This window comes from Candidatus Babeliales bacterium (genome assembly GCA_019749895.1).
Lineage (GTDB): Bacteria > Babelota > Babeliae > Babelales > RVW-14 > AaIE-18.
The window spans coordinates 274726-291989 of the sequence record JAIEPG010000003.1; the positions used below are offsets into that span (position 1 = coordinate 274726).

General features: G+C 38.1%; 17 protein-coding genes. 3 read left to right on the top strand and 14 right to left on the bottom strand.

All coding sequences use genetic code 11. From position 1 onward, the window contains the following. Positions 1–9: 9 nt before the first annotated feature. From rny to K2W90_03950, 10 genes are all read right to left on the bottom strand, one after another. Positions 10–1569, bottom strand: a complete 1560-nt coding sequence (gene rny / locus K2W90_03905; protein MBY0353484.1) for a ribonuclease Y — start codon at positions 1567–1569, stop codon at positions 10–12. A 194-nt stretch (positions 1570–1763) separates the two neighbouring features. Further along, a complete protein-coding gene (locus K2W90_03910) occupies positions 1764–2066 on the bottom strand; it encodes a cell division protein ZapA (GenBank protein ID MBY0353485.1) in 303 nt (100 codons plus the stop codon). Beyond that, on the bottom strand, positions 2047–2295 hold the full coding sequence (locus tag K2W90_03915; protein ID MBY0353486.1) for a hypothetical protein: 249 nt from the start codon (positions 2293–2295) through the stop codon (positions 2047–2049). The genes K2W90_03910 and K2W90_03915 overlap by 20 nt, the downstream gene beginning before the upstream one ends. Positions 2296–2384: 89 nt before the next feature. Beyond that, a complete protein-coding gene (gene rplT / locus K2W90_03920; GenBank protein MBY0353487.1) occupies positions 2385–2732 on the bottom strand; it encodes a 50S ribosomal protein L20 in 348 nt (115 codons plus the stop codon). 60 nt (positions 2733–2792) lie between these two features. Beyond that, positions 2793–2987: a 50S ribosomal protein L35 gene (gene rpmI, locus K2W90_03925; GenBank protein ID MBY0353488.1), complete on the bottom strand. Its 195-nt coding sequence runs from the start codon at positions 2985–2987 to the stop codon at positions 2793–2795. A gap of 17 nt (positions 2988–3004) precedes the next feature. Beyond that, positions 3005–3571, bottom strand: a complete 567-nt coding sequence (infC, locus tag K2W90_03930) for a translation initiation factor IF-3 (protein ID MBY0353489.1) — start codon at positions 3569–3571, stop codon at positions 3005–3007. A gap of 8 nt (positions 3572–3579) precedes the next feature. After that, positions 3580–4611 carry a recombinase RecA gene (recA, locus tag K2W90_03935; protein MBY0353490.1) on the bottom strand — a complete coding sequence of 344 codons (1032 nt, stop codon included), beginning with the start codon at positions 4609–4611 and terminating at the stop codon, positions 3580–3582. Between the two features lie 21 nt (positions 4612–4632). Further along, positions 4633–6576: a peptidylprolyl isomerase gene (locus K2W90_03940; protein ID MBY0353491.1), complete on the bottom strand. Its 1944-nt coding sequence runs from the start codon at positions 6574–6576 to the stop codon at positions 4633–4635. An 80-nt stretch (positions 6577–6656) separates the two neighbouring features. Next, positions 6657–7643 (bottom strand): tRNA (adenosine(37)-N6)-dimethylallyltransferase MiaA, encoded by a 987-nt coding sequence (miaA, locus tag K2W90_03945; GenBank protein ID MBY0353492.1) that lies wholly within the window; start codon positions 7641–7643, stop codon positions 6657–6659. A 28-nt stretch (positions 7644–7671) separates the two neighbouring features. Continuing rightward, the gene (locus tag K2W90_03950; GenBank protein MBY0353493.1) at positions 7672–8226 is read right to left on the bottom strand and encodes a hypothetical protein; all 555 of its coding nucleotides are present in this window, start codon (positions 8224–8226) and stop codon (positions 7672–7674) included. Between the two features lie 410 nt (positions 8227–8636). On the opposite strand from K2W90_03950, the gene K2W90_03955 reads away from it, so the two are divergent. The 3 genes from K2W90_03955 (at position 8637) to K2W90_03965 (ending at position 12129) form a co-directional block, all read left to right on the top strand. After that, positions 8637–9020, top strand: coding sequence for a hypothetical protein (locus K2W90_03955; protein MBY0353494.1), 384 nt, complete (start codon positions 8637–8639; stop codon positions 9018–9020). A 211-nt stretch (positions 9021–9231) separates the two neighbouring features. Next, positions 9232–10614 carry a hypothetical protein gene (locus K2W90_03960; GenBank protein ID MBY0353495.1) on the top strand — a complete coding sequence of 461 codons (1383 nt, stop codon included), beginning with the start codon at positions 9232–9234 and terminating at the stop codon, positions 10612–10614. Positions 10615–10755: 141 nt separating this feature from the next. Then, a complete protein-coding gene (locus K2W90_03965; GenBank protein ID MBY0353496.1) occupies positions 10756–12129 on the top strand; it encodes a hypothetical protein in 1374 nt (457 codons plus the stop codon). Here K2W90_03965 and K2W90_03970 read toward each other — a convergent pair. The 4 genes from K2W90_03970 to K2W90_03985 form a co-directional block, all read right to left on the bottom strand. Continuing rightward, positions 12122–13045 carry an ankyrin repeat domain-containing protein gene (locus K2W90_03970; GenBank protein ID MBY0353497.1) on the bottom strand — a complete coding sequence of 308 codons (924 nt, stop codon included), beginning with the start codon at positions 13043–13045 and terminating at the stop codon, positions 12122–12124. The genes K2W90_03965 and K2W90_03970 overlap by 8 nt on opposite strands. After that, positions 13038–14531 (bottom strand): ankyrin repeat domain-containing protein, encoded by a 1494-nt coding sequence (locus K2W90_03975; GenBank protein MBY0353498.1) that lies wholly within the window; start codon positions 14529–14531, stop codon positions 13038–13040. Before K2W90_03975 ends, K2W90_03970 begins: the two co-directional genes overlap by 8 nt. Positions 14532–14564: 33 nt before the next feature. Then, the gene (locus tag K2W90_03980; GenBank protein ID MBY0353499.1) at positions 14565–15788 is read right to left on the bottom strand and encodes an ankyrin repeat domain-containing protein; all 1224 of its coding nucleotides are present in this window, start codon (positions 15786–15788) and stop codon (positions 14565–14567) included. Positions 15789–15885: 97 nt separating this feature from the next. Next, complete coding sequence (locus K2W90_03985; protein ID MBY0353500.1) at positions 15886–16965, bottom strand: ankyrin repeat domain-containing protein; 1080 nt, start codon at positions 16963–16965, stop codon at positions 15886–15888. Positions 16966–17264: the final 299 nt, after the last annotated feature.

A 17264-nucleotide genomic window follows, 5' to 3' on the forward strand; every position in this document is an offset into this window, starting at 1 on the left:
TAATCCTTTTTATCGTGCTGCTTGTATAAATCGTTTTTCGCGGATAACGTTAACTCTAATTTCGCCAGGGAATGCCATTTCCTCTTCAATGCGCTTAACAAGATCGCGAGCCAGCATTTCTGCTTTTTCGTCATCAAGCGTATCTTCATTCACAATTACGCGAATTTCACGACCAGCCTGCAAAGCATAGGCTTTTTTAATCCCATCAAAGCTCAAGGCAATCTCTTCTAATTGCTCCAAACGTTTAATGTACGTGGAAAGGGTTTCTTTACGTGCACCAGGCCGCGATGCTGATATAGCGTCGGCAATGTGCACAATAAAGCCATAAATCGACTTTGGCGGTACTTCTTCATGATGGCAGGCAATACAGTTAACTACCAATGGATCTTCGCCATATTCTTTAGCCAAATCAGCGCCAATTAACGCATGTGGTCCTTCTACCTCAGCAGAAACGGCTTTGCCGATATCATGAAGCAGGCCACCGCGTGCCGCAATATTTGGATTAAGGCCAAGCTCAGAGGCAATCATTTTAGCAAAATAAGCAACCTCTTTACTGTGGGTAAGCTGATTTTGCGTATAACTTGTTCTAAAATGTAAGCGACCCAATAATTTGATAATTTCTGGATGCACACCACTCAATCCAAACTCAAGAACCGTTTGTTGACCAATTTCTTCAATAGTTGCATCCAACTCTTCTTCGCACTTGGCAACGGTTTCTTCTATCCGGGTTGGATTAATTCTACCGTCGTTTACCAATTTATCGAGTGCTCGCTTGGCAATTTCGCGTCGAATTGGATTGAAACCAGAAATAGTAATAATTTCCGGCGTATCACCAATAACAAACTCCATCCCTGTAGCCATTTCAAGGGCTTTAATATTACGGCCTTCTTTACCAATAATACGCCCCTTCATTTCCTCGTTTGGCAAATGAATAATGCTTGAAGAATGCAACGTAACTTGTTCGGTTAAATATCGTTGCATAGCCGAAGCCATAATGCTAATAGATCTCTGCTTTGCCTCTTCGCGAGCTTCTTCTTCGACTTTTGCTATCCACTTTTGATTAGCAAGCGTTACTTCTTTTTGCAAAGAATCAAGCAAAATACGCATAGCTTCTTCTTGCTTAATACCACTTAATTTTTCAAGCTTGGTAACCAATTCATCATAAAGTTTTTTTATCTTTATCTCATTAGCATTGAGAATGTCGAGACGACGAGAGATATCCCGTTCTTTTTGTTGCAATTCCTTACGCAATTCGTCAAGAAGACTTTCACGCTGATCAAGGGTATCTTCTTTCTTTTGATGCTTATTTTGTAGCTGCTGTATTTCAATTTTTGTTTTTTTGATTTCAAGTTCAAATTCGCTACGCTTTTTATAGAGTTCATTTTTTAAATCAAGAGAAGCATTTTTGCGTTCCCGCTCAATTTCTTCATGAACATTTTTGAGCATACGCTGAGAAGCTTCTTTTGTTTGCAATAGCTGCTTCTTTTTAAAAATGAAATATAGCATTACGACAAAAGTACCGCTGAGTATCCCTGTCGCAAAAACTAATAATTCAAACAAATTCAGCATGATTTATTTCCTTTTTATTAGTTCAATTAGATAAATATATAAATTTTATCTGTGAGAATAGAAAAGGCATAAGAAATAAAAATAGGAACCAATAAACAAGGAAGAATATCCAGAGAGCTGGAAAACATTAAGGCATGAGAAATAATATGCTGCTATAGAAACCAATAATACATGAGCATAAGGTATTTTTTTAACTATAAAACGTCATCAATTGACGATGCTAGCTGAATGGTCTTATTTTCATAATCATCGAGTTTTTGTTGTTTTTTTATCAAATCCGCAGCAAGTTGAAGCGCTACGGTAACGGCGATTTTTTCTTCGCTAGCGCCCGTAGCTTTTTCAACTTTCATTTTCATCAAGTTATCAACTAAGTCTGCTGCTTTAATAATATCGGCAGAGTCTTCATTGGTTGCCATAACCGAGTAGCTTTTACCTAAAATAGATACTTTTAAGTTTTTTTGAATATCCATAGGCCCATCAACTCGCTTTTTCTTCAAGCGTTTTAATGCTACTCAAAAGCAACTCAATAGAATTTTTCATGGTTGCTTTTTCATTTCTCAACTCTTCAGCAGCACAGCTTTCTCGCAATAGGGATGTTTCCATCTGTTGTGTTTTTTCGCGGAGAGCTATATTTTCAGCTTCAAGCGCACTAACACGATGAGCCATATCCCTATTTTTGTTGATAATTTGCATTACCTTCTTTTCAAGCTCTTCCAAATATGTCATCCTTTTCCTTTTTCTCACAAAAACACATTGTTTAGCTTACCCTCATTAAACACCATACTAGCGTCTTGAGAAGTCAACTTTCAACAATTTTATTTTTTTGTAAGTTTTACAAGGTTTTCAAATGCATTTGGTTCAAAAACAGCCAATTGACTCAAAAATTTTCTGTTCAATTTTATGTTATTTTGGTTCAGAGCATGAATAAACTTATTGTATGCGGTATTATGCAAACGGCATGCAGCGTTAATACGCGTAATAAATAGGGCACGGAAATCACGCTTACGAACCTTACGCCCAGCAAAAGCAAATGCTAAAGCGCGCATTAGGGTTTCTTTTGCGCGAGTAAAAATATTACTTCTTTGTCCCCAATAACCTTTAGTTTGCTTTAATAATTTTTTATGTCTTTTTTTAGTGGAAGTACCACGCTTAACTCTGCTCATCTTTGTCTCTCAATTTATAAAAATCGTTTTTAACTCAAAAATACTAACTACTTTGATACTTTAATATGGTATCAAGATTGAAATATTGGCATGATCTGACTTGCTCATATAAGCACTACCACGCAAATTTCTACCTTGCTTTGGAGATTTTGCCCAAGCATGATGTCTTTTGTATGCCTTGGATCTTTTAATTTTTCCGCCGCCAGTACGCTTAAAGCGCTTTTTAGATGCTGAATGTGACTTAACTTTAGGCATAATACTTCCTTTGTAGATTATGATTTAGCTTTTATAAAGTAAATTTTTGACCAAAAAGACCCACCACGTTGGTCTTTTTCTTCAACCAAGGTGCCTACATTGCGCGTACCAAGATCTGTAGTAATTCGCTCAAAAATCTTTGGTCCAAGGTTGGCCATCATGGTAATTTCGCGGCCCCTAAACTGCAACGTAAACTTAACCTTTTTCCCATCAAGGAAAAACTCTTCTGCTCGCTTAAGCTTAGTATGGTAATCTTGATCACCAATATTGGGCCTCAGCTTAATTTCTTTAAGCTGCATGGTTTTTTGATTCTTTTTTGAATCGTTAACCTGCTTTTTCTTTTCGTAAGAGAATTTACCAAAATCCATGACTTTAGTAACGGCAATATCTTCTTTTTGACCAACTTGCACCAAATCAAGGCCAGCCTCTTCAGAAATCCTTAAGGCCTTACTTTTTGGCTGCAAGCCTAGATTATTTCCTTCATGGTCAATGACATAAACGTTATCGCCCTTAATTCTATTGTTGATGCAATATTTATCACTCAACTGATTTGGCACTTTTCCCTTTGGATATTTCTCGTTCACTAAAACCTCTATTCAGTACTCTGATGGTCCATTTTATCATGAACCAATGCAAAGATTTCTTCAAACAACTTTTTATCTTCTACTAACTTTTTCAAGCAATTATCTCTACCTTGGCCAAGCTTTTCGCCCTTGTACGTAAACCACGCACCAGCTTGATTAATAACGCCATGCTCAAGCGCAGCATCAATAATTTCAAGCTCAGAACTAATACCTTGCCCAAAGATAAGATCAACTTCAACGCGCTTAAATGGCGGCGCAAGCTTATTTTTTACCACCTTGACCGCAACACGGTTACCAAAAGCACCATCTTGCTTTTTAAGCGTTGCAATACGCCGTATATCAAGCCGAATTGACGCATAAAATTTCAAAGCATTACCACCCGTTGTTGTCTCATTATTACCAAATGGCATCATATTACCAATTTTGCTACGAATTTGATTAATGAAAATCAAAACCGTCTTGGACTTATGTACAACAGGCGTCAATTTTCTTAACGCTTGCGACATCAGTCGAGCCTGTAACCCAACATGATGATCGCCCATATCGCCTTCCAATTCAGCTTTTGGCACTAAAGCAGCCACTGAATCGATAACCAACAAATCTACCGCCCCTGAACGAATAAGCATTTCGGTAATATCCAATGCTTGTTCGCCATAATCAGGCTGCGATATAATTAGATCATTAATATTAATACCAATACTGGTAGCATATTCAGGATCCATAGCATGCTCAGCATCAATAAAAGCACACGTACCACCAGCCTTTTGCGCTTGCGCAATAGCATGGAGCGTCAATGTGGTCTTGCCAGATGATTCTGGTCCAAAAATTTCAATTATTCTGCCTCGTGGAAGCCCGCCAGTACCCAGCGCATGGTCAATCAAAATTGAGCCAGTCGATATGGTATCAACCTTCAGATCTGACTTTTGCCCCAAAAGCATGACCGAGCCTTTGCCAAATTGCTTATCAATTTGAGCTATGGCAACTTCCAAGGCCTTGTTCTTCTCTTGCCTGTTTGTATTATTTACGCTTGCTGTTGTCATACTTTTTTCCAATGAGTAGTCTTATGAGCCTTGTTGGCCTTTTAAGACGGTTTTATCAACATCTATTGTAGCATTTCTTTGCAAAGATGCAATAAATGCTCGCATTTGTTGTGCATTATTCATAATTTTTTGTTCAGACCCCATCTTGGCCTGTGTTTTCAAATACTCTTCCTTATCAAAAGGCTTTACTTCTTGAACCTGAGCAAGATAGTAAACGTCTTTATTTTTATGTTGCAAAAGCTGCTCTGGACTGGTTAAACCAAACATTTCAGCCGTAAGCTCTCCCGCATTTTTAAGTGAACTTATAGTATCACCTTTTTTTACCAAACCGGTATCAATAAGCTTGATGCCATGTTTTTTAGCAAGCTGGGCAAATGATGCTTTTTTATTGAACACCCCAAACTTGATTTCTTTAATGACCGCCTTGAGGTCATTTTTTGCGGTATTTTTATAATAATGCTCAAGCACGGTGCTCTTAATATCTGCAAACTTTGGAATAAAACTTGCTTGAGAATCAACAAGCTGATAAATGACATACACGCCATTATTAAAGAAATAGCCTGTTTTTGCTTGTTTTTCGCCACGAGAAAAGAGATGCTTTGCCAATACGCCGGTCACATTTTTAATTTCAGCATCATCTTTGGTCAACCAAACACTATCTTTTTTATTAAGACCAAGGCTTTTCACAAACGCTTCAACAGCATTATCGTCTGTCTTGGCTTTTTGATGCATAATCTCCAAATCACTCTTTAACTTAGTCAAAGCACGTTTAGCTTTGAGCGTATTTACAATTTCTTCTTGAACGCTTTCCAAAGACTTTTCGCTTGCTTTAACCCGTTCAACCAATTGAATAATTTCGTAGCCAGAAGCTGTACGAACAATATCAGAAATTTGGCCCGGTTCATTTAAGCGGAAAGCTGCCCGTTCAAAGTCACGGTCATAAGACCCACTTGAGAAAAAGTCTATGAGGCCACCATTTTTTGCTGATTCTTTATCTTCAGAATGAAGCTTTGCAAGATCGGCAAACTCATTTGGCTTTTGCTTTGCTTGTTCATAAATAGTTTGTGCTTTTTTCATAGCTTCTGAAGCCATGTGGTCAGCAGAAACTCTTACTAAAATACGTCGAACCTTAATTTTAGGAGCAATTCTAAACAAAGCAGATTTGTTCTTTTCATAAAAGCTTTGAACTGCTTCTTCAGTAATATCTATGTTTTTTGCATATTCATTTGCTGAAATAGAACAGTACCAAGCTTTTTTCTTGTCTGGTTCGCGATAACGATCTTTACGCTTTTCAAAAAATTCCATTAATTGCTGATCGGTGGGTACGTTAGTTTTGGCCTTTTGCAAAAATGAATCAAGGGCAAACTCAGCCACACTGAAACTTTTTTGCGCATGCGATTCTTCAAATTCTTCTTGTAGTAAATACGAAGGTGTATAGCTTGAAGCACCAACAATACGCTCAACCAAAGAACGCTTAATTTCATTTTCTTTGTTTTTTTCGTACTCAACAGGCGTTGTGGACAAACGACCAAGATATGCCTGATATGCTTCCATATTCAAACTACCTTCTTGATCAATAAAATTGCGCGGTATAAGTTTTAAAAATTCTTCTTTAAAGTAATCAGGGTCTATCTTAATAGATAAAGAATCTTTTACTTGATCAACAAGCTCATCTTTAATACAACGGTCCAGCGCCATTTGGTATGGATCACTTGCGCCAAACAAGCTTTTAAGAAGCATTTCATCTGAAATACCAATCATGCGGGCATATTCTCGCAACGAATTAATACGCTCTTGTACGTCATTAAATGAACGACGATAATTTGCATACGATACTTTTTTACCGTTAATTGTTGCTACCTGAAAATCATCGAGTCCTGGACCAGATTTGAAAAATAACGTAACACCGCTTCCAAGTGCCATTGCCACGAAGACAACCCACAATACGGTGCTCCATTTTTTCATCTCCTTCCTAAAAATATGAATCATGCTACTCCTTTTGTTTTACGCAAAAACTGTTACCTACTCACGTGCTGACCAGAAGTTTATCGCAGATCCTTATTTTTTCCAAGTCGTTTTGTCAGCGTTGCTATCTGTTCAATTTCTTGCTTGGTTATTTGTTCTAATTTTTCTGCAATAATAATGAATTCTTCTTGCTTATTATACTCTTGATGTTTCTTTATTAATTGTATGAACCCGTTAAGAAATGTCAATTGACGCTTGGCATAATGTATGGTTTCTAATTGAATAGTGTTAATCAATACATCAAGCTGATCACGGTGTGCGCCATTTTTAAGCCATTCAAATATTTCCGGGTAACCAATCAGCCCTTTAGTATGCAAAAAATCTTCCCATTGAGTACCCATCAACGTTCTTGCTTCATCAATCCAACCCTCTTTTTCTATCATTTCGACAGTGCGTTGTTTTATGCGATCACGCAAAACGTCTCGCTTAGGAACAATAGAAACTAAAACAGTATTAAATGGTATTTTAAGCGCTGGCACAAACGTTGAAGGTTTTTGTCCTGTAGTTTGCCAAATTGCAAGTGCACGCTTTAAACGATAGGTATCATTCTTATGGATTTGAGCTGCTCGATCTGGATCAATTGAATTAAGAAAATCCCATAGTTCTTCAGATTTAAGATGATCAAAAAGCTCTTCGCGTGGACTATCATGCTGTTCAAGCTTATGGGGTGGGAAAAAAATTGATTTAATATAAAAAAGAGAGCCGCCCACCAAAACAGGAGTGCGGCCGCGATTTTGTATTTCTTTAACTTTTTCAAGAACCATGGTTCGATATTGTACAACTGTTAAATCTTTGGGCTCATCAAGAATATCAAACAAATGGCATGGATAAGCAAATTTTTTCCAGTCCGGCTTAGCGGTTCCAACCGAAAGCGGGGTATAAAATTGGCCAACATCAACATTAATAACTTCGCAATCTAGTAGCTGCGCAAGCTGATCGGCAAATGCTGTTTTCCCAGAAGCTGTTGGCCCGGTAATAATAAAAACAAAGTTCTGTTCGTTATTCATGTATAATCACAGTTGATTTAAAATAATATTATAGTGCGGGAGAGGCAGCCTCATGGCCATAATTTTTTTCATGAAACACAAACTGCTTGAAGGGGCACCGTACTTCTTGTATAACGTCCTCTTTTGGTACTTTTCTAATAACTTGAAGCTCTTGCACCAACAACTCTTCAGTTGTTTGTAGCAATGAACGCTCGCCAAAAGAAAGATCTTTTTGTAATGAAACATACATAAGATCTCTATAAATTTCTGCAATCTCAATGAGCTTGCCACCCTGAATTTTGAGTTGATAATCTTTATTTCTTCTATTCCAACCACTTGGCGTAAAATCAATTCCTTCTAGTTTTCTAGCAGGTTTTTGACGCAGCAAACCAAGTGCTTGCAGCACAGTTTCTTTGTCGCTTGGAAGTCGAACACCAACCGCATCAACATTATATGTTGGCACTAAAATGGTCATGTCCTTAAATAAAAAGATAAGCTTAAGAAACTGTACATTCTTGCCCACCACTGACTTTTCAATGATATCCTCTACTACGGCAACACCATGTCCTGGACAAACGACCTTGTCACTAATCTTAAACACCATAGAGATTCCTTTAGGGAATAATCATTTATTCTAAAGACGGATTCTTAAACACCCGTTCCTCGTCACAGTTTGACCTTGATAACAAGAGAATATGTTTATTACAGTAGCACCCCCTTCAAAAATCATATGGACCCAGGAAAATGATACGTCGCACAAACCCATCGCAACCCTTTCACGAGTAAACGTAGGCTAATAATTTTTATCCCACAGAATTACCCAACGAAACGCCAGGTGTTGTACATGATAACAGAAAAGGGATCTCAAAATCAAAAAATGAAAAAAATATCAGGTTTTTATCTTTTTTATAGTATTTTTTTAAACATTCAAGGCATTTGACAATTATCATTGACTTATTACGCTTATTATCAGACAAAGGTATAAAAAAGTTATCAAACTTATAGTGATCATATATGAAACTAATTAAGCTATCATTCTCTATTACAGGCTTTCTTACAGCAGCATTGGTACTACACATGTTGTGTGTTATCAACAAAAAACAATCTCAAAACATTATAAAAAAAGAACAACTGTGTCATGATCATGACCTTTTAGCAGCAGTAGAAAAAATTAACGCATCAATTGAATTAGTTTCCTTTAAAGTGCAAAAAAATGAACCTCTCAATAACGAAAGCTTTGAAAAGTTACTCAAAGAAATTGATGATATTTGCAATCGAGCACAAAAACTTAACGTAGCCAATATTATTGATTATCCTTATCTGAACGATATTAAAGAAAAAGTCTTATTACTTAAAAAGAATACGGGCTTTACGGGAGTTGCAGAGCCCATTGCCTGATGTATCATGCAACCACCGTAAAATATTGTCGCCCCCCAAACCCTTAAATACAATGCTACTCGAAGATGATAATGCTTTGTAAGATTTTATATTTTTTACCCAAACAAACCTTTTTTTTACGATGTTTTTCGCTTTTATTTGATAGTAATTTTTTGCCTTTTTTGGGGTACCCAGTATACTTTTTAGATTAAAATCTTAACGTAAAGGTGCCATGCAAATTCAAAAAAACATTATCTGTCAAAGCATAGAACAGAAATTTCATCACGGCTTTAGATGGAATTTTTGGGGCAGTATTTTTTATGAAGCAGCAAAAATAATTCATCATTTTTTCCTGCTTAAGTTTGTGAATGTTACTGAATACGGCCTTATCGGCAGTATGTTTGCCGTAATTTATATGACTACTAAATTGGCCGATTTTGGCATGAGCCATGCTTTGGCACCATTTTTTTGCCAAATGACAAAAAATAAAAAAAGTTTTAAAAAGATATTTTTGTCTTATTACCTTGCTCCCCAACTGCCAATTATTATGGCTGCTGGTTTTGTGGCAATGATGTTTTTTAAGGGTAAATTTTTACTTGGGCAAACAGCTCCATACCTTTTTATCATTCCAACTATTGTTTTTTTAGAAACAATACGTTCCTTTTTGCGATACGTTTTACATATGGCTTTCCAAAGCAAAGTGGTTGTTTTATTTGAAGTTATAACATTTATTTGCTACTTATCTTCAATTTGGTTTGCTCTTTTGGCGTTGCATTACCCACTTTCTTTAAACGTTATATTTATCCCACACATTTTTGATTCGGCTTTTGTGACAAGCGTCTTTTTGATTATGACCTACCAATATTACCAAAAGCTGCCACGTGACCAAGCTACCGGCTCACCACCTAGCCTGGGCCGCCGCATTTTAAATGCCCGTGTATTTAATTATTTTATCCGAATTAGTCGCGAATTTTTTACCAGCCACTTTTTAACACCATTTTTCGCAATCAAGTTTGGCTTCAAACAGGCCGGTCTTTTTTACTTTGCCAGCGTTATTGCAACAGCGATCCAATCGATTGTTAAAGTATCAATTGGATACTCAGGCAATGCTTTGTTTGCAAATTTAAAAGAAAAGAGCCAAGAAGCTAAAAAACAGGCTTTTCGAATTATTAACGAAAAATTGATGCGCTGCATTGCGCCACTCATTATTATTTTGATCATAAATTACAAAAGCATAGTACAACTCGGCATGGTTCATAACAATACCTGCGTTACTATAGCGCTTTTGCTTTTGCTCTTAATTATTATTTTTACTGAATTCTTTTTTATGGCGTATGAGCAATTTTATATTATTGAAGAAGCATCGCGAAATCTTTTTATCTTTAAGCTCTTTGAATTTGCCACCTTTTATTGGTTGATTATTGCCAGTGAACAACAAACAATGCTTGCTACCTTAGTCAGCATTATTGTAATCCGACTGATTAGTTTTGCCGTTATCACCATCAATGCCTATTCGCTCTGGCAGATTACACCAAGCCTGAGCACCTCCAAGCGCTACCTCGCATTCTGTACGGTATGTGCCTTTATGCTTCTGTTTGTTTTCAAATTGCAATAAGTATTAGCTTTAAAACAAGCAAACTTTACCCCCAAGTAAGAATAGGGGCGCTTTTTTATCTTTTTGAAAATATATTGTATACTAATCTCTTAGTATAATCGCGGTTTGATACGGCTCTGAAAGCCTGGCTGAGAGAAGAAAATGAATAAAGATTTGAGTGCTAAAAAATTATCGCCCATCGATCAATTTAACCACGGGTTCACTTGGAACCTTTGGGGAAGTACGGTATTTGAATCACTCAAGATTATGCACAATCTTTTTCTTATTAGATTTCTGAACGGCTCAACATACGGCCTTGTTGGTATGCTTTTTGCCACTATCTATCTGGCCTCGCGCCTGGCAGACTTTGGCAGTGCTTACACACTTGCACCATTTTTCTATTTTTTTACCAAAAGTAAACAAACCTTTAAAACGGTATTTTTATGGCAATATCTTGTACCGGTTCTGCCGCTTGCGGCAATAGTAACCGCTCTTGCAACCTACTGGATGCACCAAAGTTGCGCAGGAATTGAACAAGCTCCCTACCTATTTATAGCGCCGCTATTGATTTTTACAGAAACCATTCGCTGTATCTTACGCCAGTTTTTGCATATTGCTTTTAAAAGCAAGCCAACCATTTTAATTGAATTGTTCATTTTTGCTGGCTATTTAGCAATCGTTTGGGGCAGCTATGCCTACACTGGCGGCACACTCTCGTCTAACTTAATTTTTGTACCATACTGTGCCGATTCACTCATTGCACTCGGCTTTTTTATATTTTTAATCTGGCGCCTGTATCAAGCGCTACCAAACGATCACATACCAATTCCTGAAAATTTATTTAAGCGCATGGCCACAACGCGGCTCTTTAATTATTTGCTACATCTCAATCGCCAGCTGTTTACCAGCAACATGGTAACACCCATCTTTGCCGTTAAATTTGGCCTTAAGCAGGCAGGCTTATTTTATTTTGCAAGCACCATAGCACGCTCACTACATGACATTATAAAATCTACCGTTGGACATCCCGGTAATGCACTATTGGCAACGTTAAAAGAAAATGGCAGCAAAGAACAAAAGAAATCTGCTTTTGAAGTTTTGAGCGCCAAGTTGGTGATTATCGTTGTACCGATTATTATTTTTCTGGTACTAAATTACGGCAAACTACTAAAATTTAGTTTCATAAACCAGCCAACCAACATGATTATTACCTTTTCAATCATGTACTTGCTCATTACGTTTTCAGAGCTCTTCTTTATTTTATATGAACAGTTTTATATTTTGGAAGAAGCAGCACGTTCGCTTTTTGTATTCAAACTACTCGAAATCATCTTCTTTTATATATTTGTGATAGCAAATGAGACCTCAAGTCCTGTTATTATCCTGTTAAGTATTGTAGGCATTCGCGGATTAAGCTTTTTAATGGTCTCGCTCAATGCTTTTTACCGTTGGGGTATTAAACCAAACTTTAAGTTAACGATGCGTTTTCTTAGTAGCTCAGTGGGCATTTCTCTTCTTGCCTCACTTTTTATCTAACTTTTTCAAGAAAATCTTGTACTTGGTAGGAAGTGGCCAGGCTCCATGGAATTTTACCTGTTTTGTTTTCATACCACGTCATTGCATAGTTTTGTACCAAAAGCTTAACCATGGGCAAATCGTTATTGAAAGCAGCATAATGTAGTGGCGTGTTCAGCTCAATATCTTTGTTGGTGTTAACATCGGCACCAGCCAAAAGCAACCTTTCCACAATATCACAATGGCCCTTTAAAGCAGCACAAGCAAGCGCTGTCATGCCCATAGAATTTCTTCTTTCAAGGCTTGGGCTATATTTTAAGAGCACCTTCACTACCTCAAGATAACCATTCAAGCAAGCTTTGTGCAGAGCAGTTTCTTTTTTATGGTCACCATAATTACAAAAAGCATAAAATTCTGACATCGTGAGTTTTTCCCGGAGTGCAGCAATTAGTTTACACAATGTTACAACATTGCCGTTCATAGCAGCATAGTGCAAAGAGCTTCTTTGGTAGGCATCAAAAACCAAAACATTTGCACCCGCTGCAAGAAGAATATCGATAACGTCAGTTTTATTTAAAAAACTTGCGTACAATAATATTGTTCTTCCTTGGTCATCTTGAGAGTCAAGAAGATCGGGGAAAAGCGTTAACAATCTTTTTGTAACTTCGTTACTTCCAGAAACTATAGCTTTAAAGATGTAAGCCGCATCAGATCCACCCAAATTACCAGCAACATTTTTATAACTAACGCTTGCTCTATTTTTTTTCTTAGCGGGCAAACTTGAGGGTGAATACCGACTTTCTGCAACCCGTTCAAGATCTAATGATAAACGAACTCGTTGACTACCAGCCGCTTGACTACCAGCCGCCCCCACTAGCAAGCTTGTAGAACACATAAAAGCTACAAAAAATATAGAAATTTTATTATTTCTACTCATCGCAACTTCCAAGTACTAACCATTTGGCACTATGCTCAGCCTTTAATTCTTTAAGCCGCATAGCAACACCAAGCATCTTTTCATTCTCGGCATAATCAAGAGGGGTAAAGCCTTTATTATCCGGGCAATTCACATCAGCAGCAAGTTGTTTTGTTTTATTGTCATAATGACTCAAAAGCTCCATAGCTGCCGTATGATTATGATAATAAATTGCTCGATGCAAAGCAGTCATGCCCCGATAATCTCTCAAATTAATATTTGCTTTTCTAATAGAAAGCAACAGTTGGATAATTTGCATATTTTGCGATCGAACGGCTAAGTGCAATGGCGTGGTTCCATTATGAGAAACCGCATCAACATTTAATAAAAACGTACGTGCCGCTTCTTCATCATGATATTCATGCAAAGATTTTTGAAAGAGCTCTTCGGCTACTTTAAAAAATTCATTAAGCGTTCTCCAATTTACTTCGTTATACACAGCAGCATGAAGTGGGGTAAAACCATCAACGTTTTGGCAGTTGGGATGAGCACCTGCCGCTAACAATAAAGAGAAAATTGGTAGATCGCCATTAATTGCTGCGTAATGCAAGGGGGTAAGGCCATGCTCATCACCAGCATTAACATAAGCTGGATTTTTTCGCTCTTGTTTGATGAGCTTTGTAACCAACTCAATCTTATTCTCTCGAACCGCCCAATGCAAAGGATATTTTAGCGCACGATCTTCAACAAGCTCCCAACGATTATTAACAATCATCAAAAAACGTTCCCAATCAACGTCATCCTCTTGATCAACGTGACCCGAAGAAGAACTAGATGTTGTTTGAGATCGAGGAGAATCAAGCTTGGTATGACTAAATTTTTTAGACAATTGCTGGCCAAACTGTATAAGAGAGCGCGGCGAGCTCTTGCCTCGCGGGCTGCTACCAGCAGATGAGCTGCCAGTTTTGAATCGAGGTGATTCTTCTGAGCGAGGGCTACTCTCACCGCTAGAACTTAAATCACCGCTATTATGAGGAGATCGAACTGCTTGCCTTATGCTCCCAAAATCTTTATGCGTCCCAAGAGGAATTGGCGGTAATAGCGTCAGTGATCCTCCTAACCTTGCACCTCGAGGACTTGCGCCTTCAGACCGCGGGCTATAATCTTCACCACCACTCGAACTTAAATCAGTGGCACGTGGCGACCGTCGTGGAGATAGTGTTGCAGGATAAAGCCGCTTCAATTTTCGAGGACTTGTTTTAGGTTTGCTACCTGCTTCGTCTGATTCAACTAATGATAACGCACCTAAAGAAAGTGTTAATGGCACTACCGAATTATCGGAAGCTAAGGAAGAAATGGAACTGCGCCGTTCAATATCTTGTCGAGGTGAGCCAGATCCTTTTTTTCGCGGCGAAGTCTGCGAAGATGACGACGCTGAATAAGCATGTTCAGCACAACCAATTACCAAGAACGAAAAACTTACTAATAATCTAATTGTTTTTTTCATATGATACTTTCGCAGTTATTTCGTTTATTACTATCACCATCGCGATATCGTACGAGCTGCCGGATACGCGCCACGCCTTTTTTGTTCGTTGGCAGCTCTGAGTAATGCAATTATACTGTCATTATCTTCCCCATCGCTTTTCAAAAGCTCAGCACGGCGCAGCGGCGTTAAGCAATAGTCCTCAATCGCGTCAATATCTGCGCCAAGGGTCAGTAACCACGCAACAGCACCAAGAGCATTACACTTAACAGCCCAATGCAAAGCCGCGCCTAAAAAAGATCTGGGGGTTGTTGCAGCAAGTAACTTAATCAAGACAATATCATCACTTTCAATAGCGTAAAATAAAGGAATAAAGTTGTGGGAGTCAATAGTATCAGTTCTCACACCAAACCGCAAAAGTCTTTTGATAAGATGTACATTTTTTTGAAGAACAGCAAGATTAAGCAGAGATATTCTTTGCCGCTCCGAAATGCTTAGCAGCACCGATGAGTCACAATCAACGATCGAAAAATTACTATGATAATCATGAAGCACACGAACAAGAAAAGAAAAGTCTCGTCGAGCAAGTGCATGCTCACAAAACATACTAACCATAGAATCATACTTTTTCTTGATTGCTATTTTAACTGCACGCAAGCTTAAGTTTGCACCTCGGTTAAGTAAAAATTCAGCACGCTCTAAACAATTATAAAAAACCAGATATTCCAATAAAGTATAATTTTCAAATGCATGCTCTTTTGGAAATAACGCATGACTATTAAGAGCCTCAACAGGAAACTCTTTTACTACATCCCAATAATTATTTTGCACCGCATAAAAGAGAGGAGGTGCGTCGCGATTATCACGCACACAACTTTGTGCTCCGTAAGATAATAGCTCTGCGGCAATTTGACGGCAGCCAGTAATGCACGCATAGTGCAAAGGAGTTTTCCCAAGCTCATCTTGACGGTTGCAGTCATGCCCCATAAGCAACATTACAGAAACTTGTCCAACGTCAAAATCCATAATTTTGCAGTGCAATGGGTAACGCACTTGTTTAAAAGAAACAAAAGCATCCTCATCATAGTCACTATCGCTGTCATCAAAACTATCGAGAAAGCTGTCACTACTACTTGAGCTTGACAACAAAGGAGCCCCCTCAGGAATAATAATAGTATCATCGTCGCCGAGCAGTTCTGGAAAAAGCTCTGGCTCAGCAGAAGAAAAAGCAGACGAATAAATAATAAATACAACAAAAATAAAGACACCCCAAACCATTTACCCATCCCCTGCGCTTAAACAGTTTTATCGTAAGGTTTTTTATAACAAATTGCAGGTCAAAAAAGCAAGGGTTGAATCTGATGGCACAAAACAACTAAATACACAAGCCACCAAGGAGCGCCTCAAGCATAGCATCACGCTCATCAGTTTTTGCTGGCTCACTTGATTCTGTCTGACTATCAGATTTTTCGGCTTCAAGAGACTGCAAAAGACTTTCCAGATTTGAGTAACTCGCTGTAAACCCATTTGCTCGGGGTCTTTTTGGTTTTTTTGGTGCTGCGTGCGTGTCTCCATACAAAGGATTGTCGTCCTGGCACTCATTACCTGATGATTGCTCACCCAAAAGATCTATTACCTTTTGATTGCCACTAAGCTTTGCAAAGCTCATTGGTGTTTGACCAAAAATATTTACGGCAAATCGATTAGCACCATTCATAATAAGTGACCGCACAATGTAAGCAAGACCGTTTTTGGCAGCTAAGTGAAGCGGCGTATTGCCATGAGAATCTCGAGCATTAACTTCAGCACCGTTTTCTACCAAGGTAATAATATTATTAAGCATCCCTTGAGAGGCAGCAAAATGAAGGGGCGTCAAACCTCCACCATCACATGCATTAAATGATGCCAGCGGAGAAATACCATATTTTTTTAATTCCTGAACAATAAAGCACAGAGAATCGCCATCACGATTAAATTGTGCTACGCGATGAATTAAGCTGATTCCCTGGTAATCAGTATAAAGGTACGCCGAGAAAAAACACATAGGACTCAAAAGCTGCGCAACCTCTGGCCTAAACCAGGGCACCAAGGCTGTGATAAAACAAGGAGAAGGGTCAGCTCCTCTGCTAATAAGAAACAATACCACATCAAGGTCCGCGTTCTTAGCCTGGGCAGGATATTCACGCACACGCATAATTGCATAATCAAGAGCGCTGTAGCGACGAAAGTCACGTTTATTTAAATAGTCAGCCAAATCATTATTAGAAAGACCCAAGCCTTCAACATAAGCCTTGATAAAGCTGAGGTCTTTTTTTGAATCCCAACAATATTCATGAATTTTGAAATCATTTTGGTTAATAGCAGCACCATGCAATATTGAAAGGAACTCAAAACTACTACAAAAGAGGACGATAACAAATAAGATTCGCTTAGCTATTTTATTACATTTCTTCATAATACTCGTCCTCATCCTCTTGTAGCTTGTTAAAGCAGCTGCACAACAACACAATTATCATATTTCATAGTAGAAAATTTCATTCAACAAAGTCAATAAAACCAATAACATTGTTATTTTTATATAATGCCGGAAAGCATAATGCGGACTTACTCATTTTACAAAGTTATTGTTGAAAAAAGCACACATAAGCTTTTCGTAGAAAATAATGTAGCTACAGGGCCGGGCGGGCCACTTTATCCCCTTTTTGGGAAAAAGGACTATGGTAAAAAATAAGAGTTTTGATGAAATAGTTATGA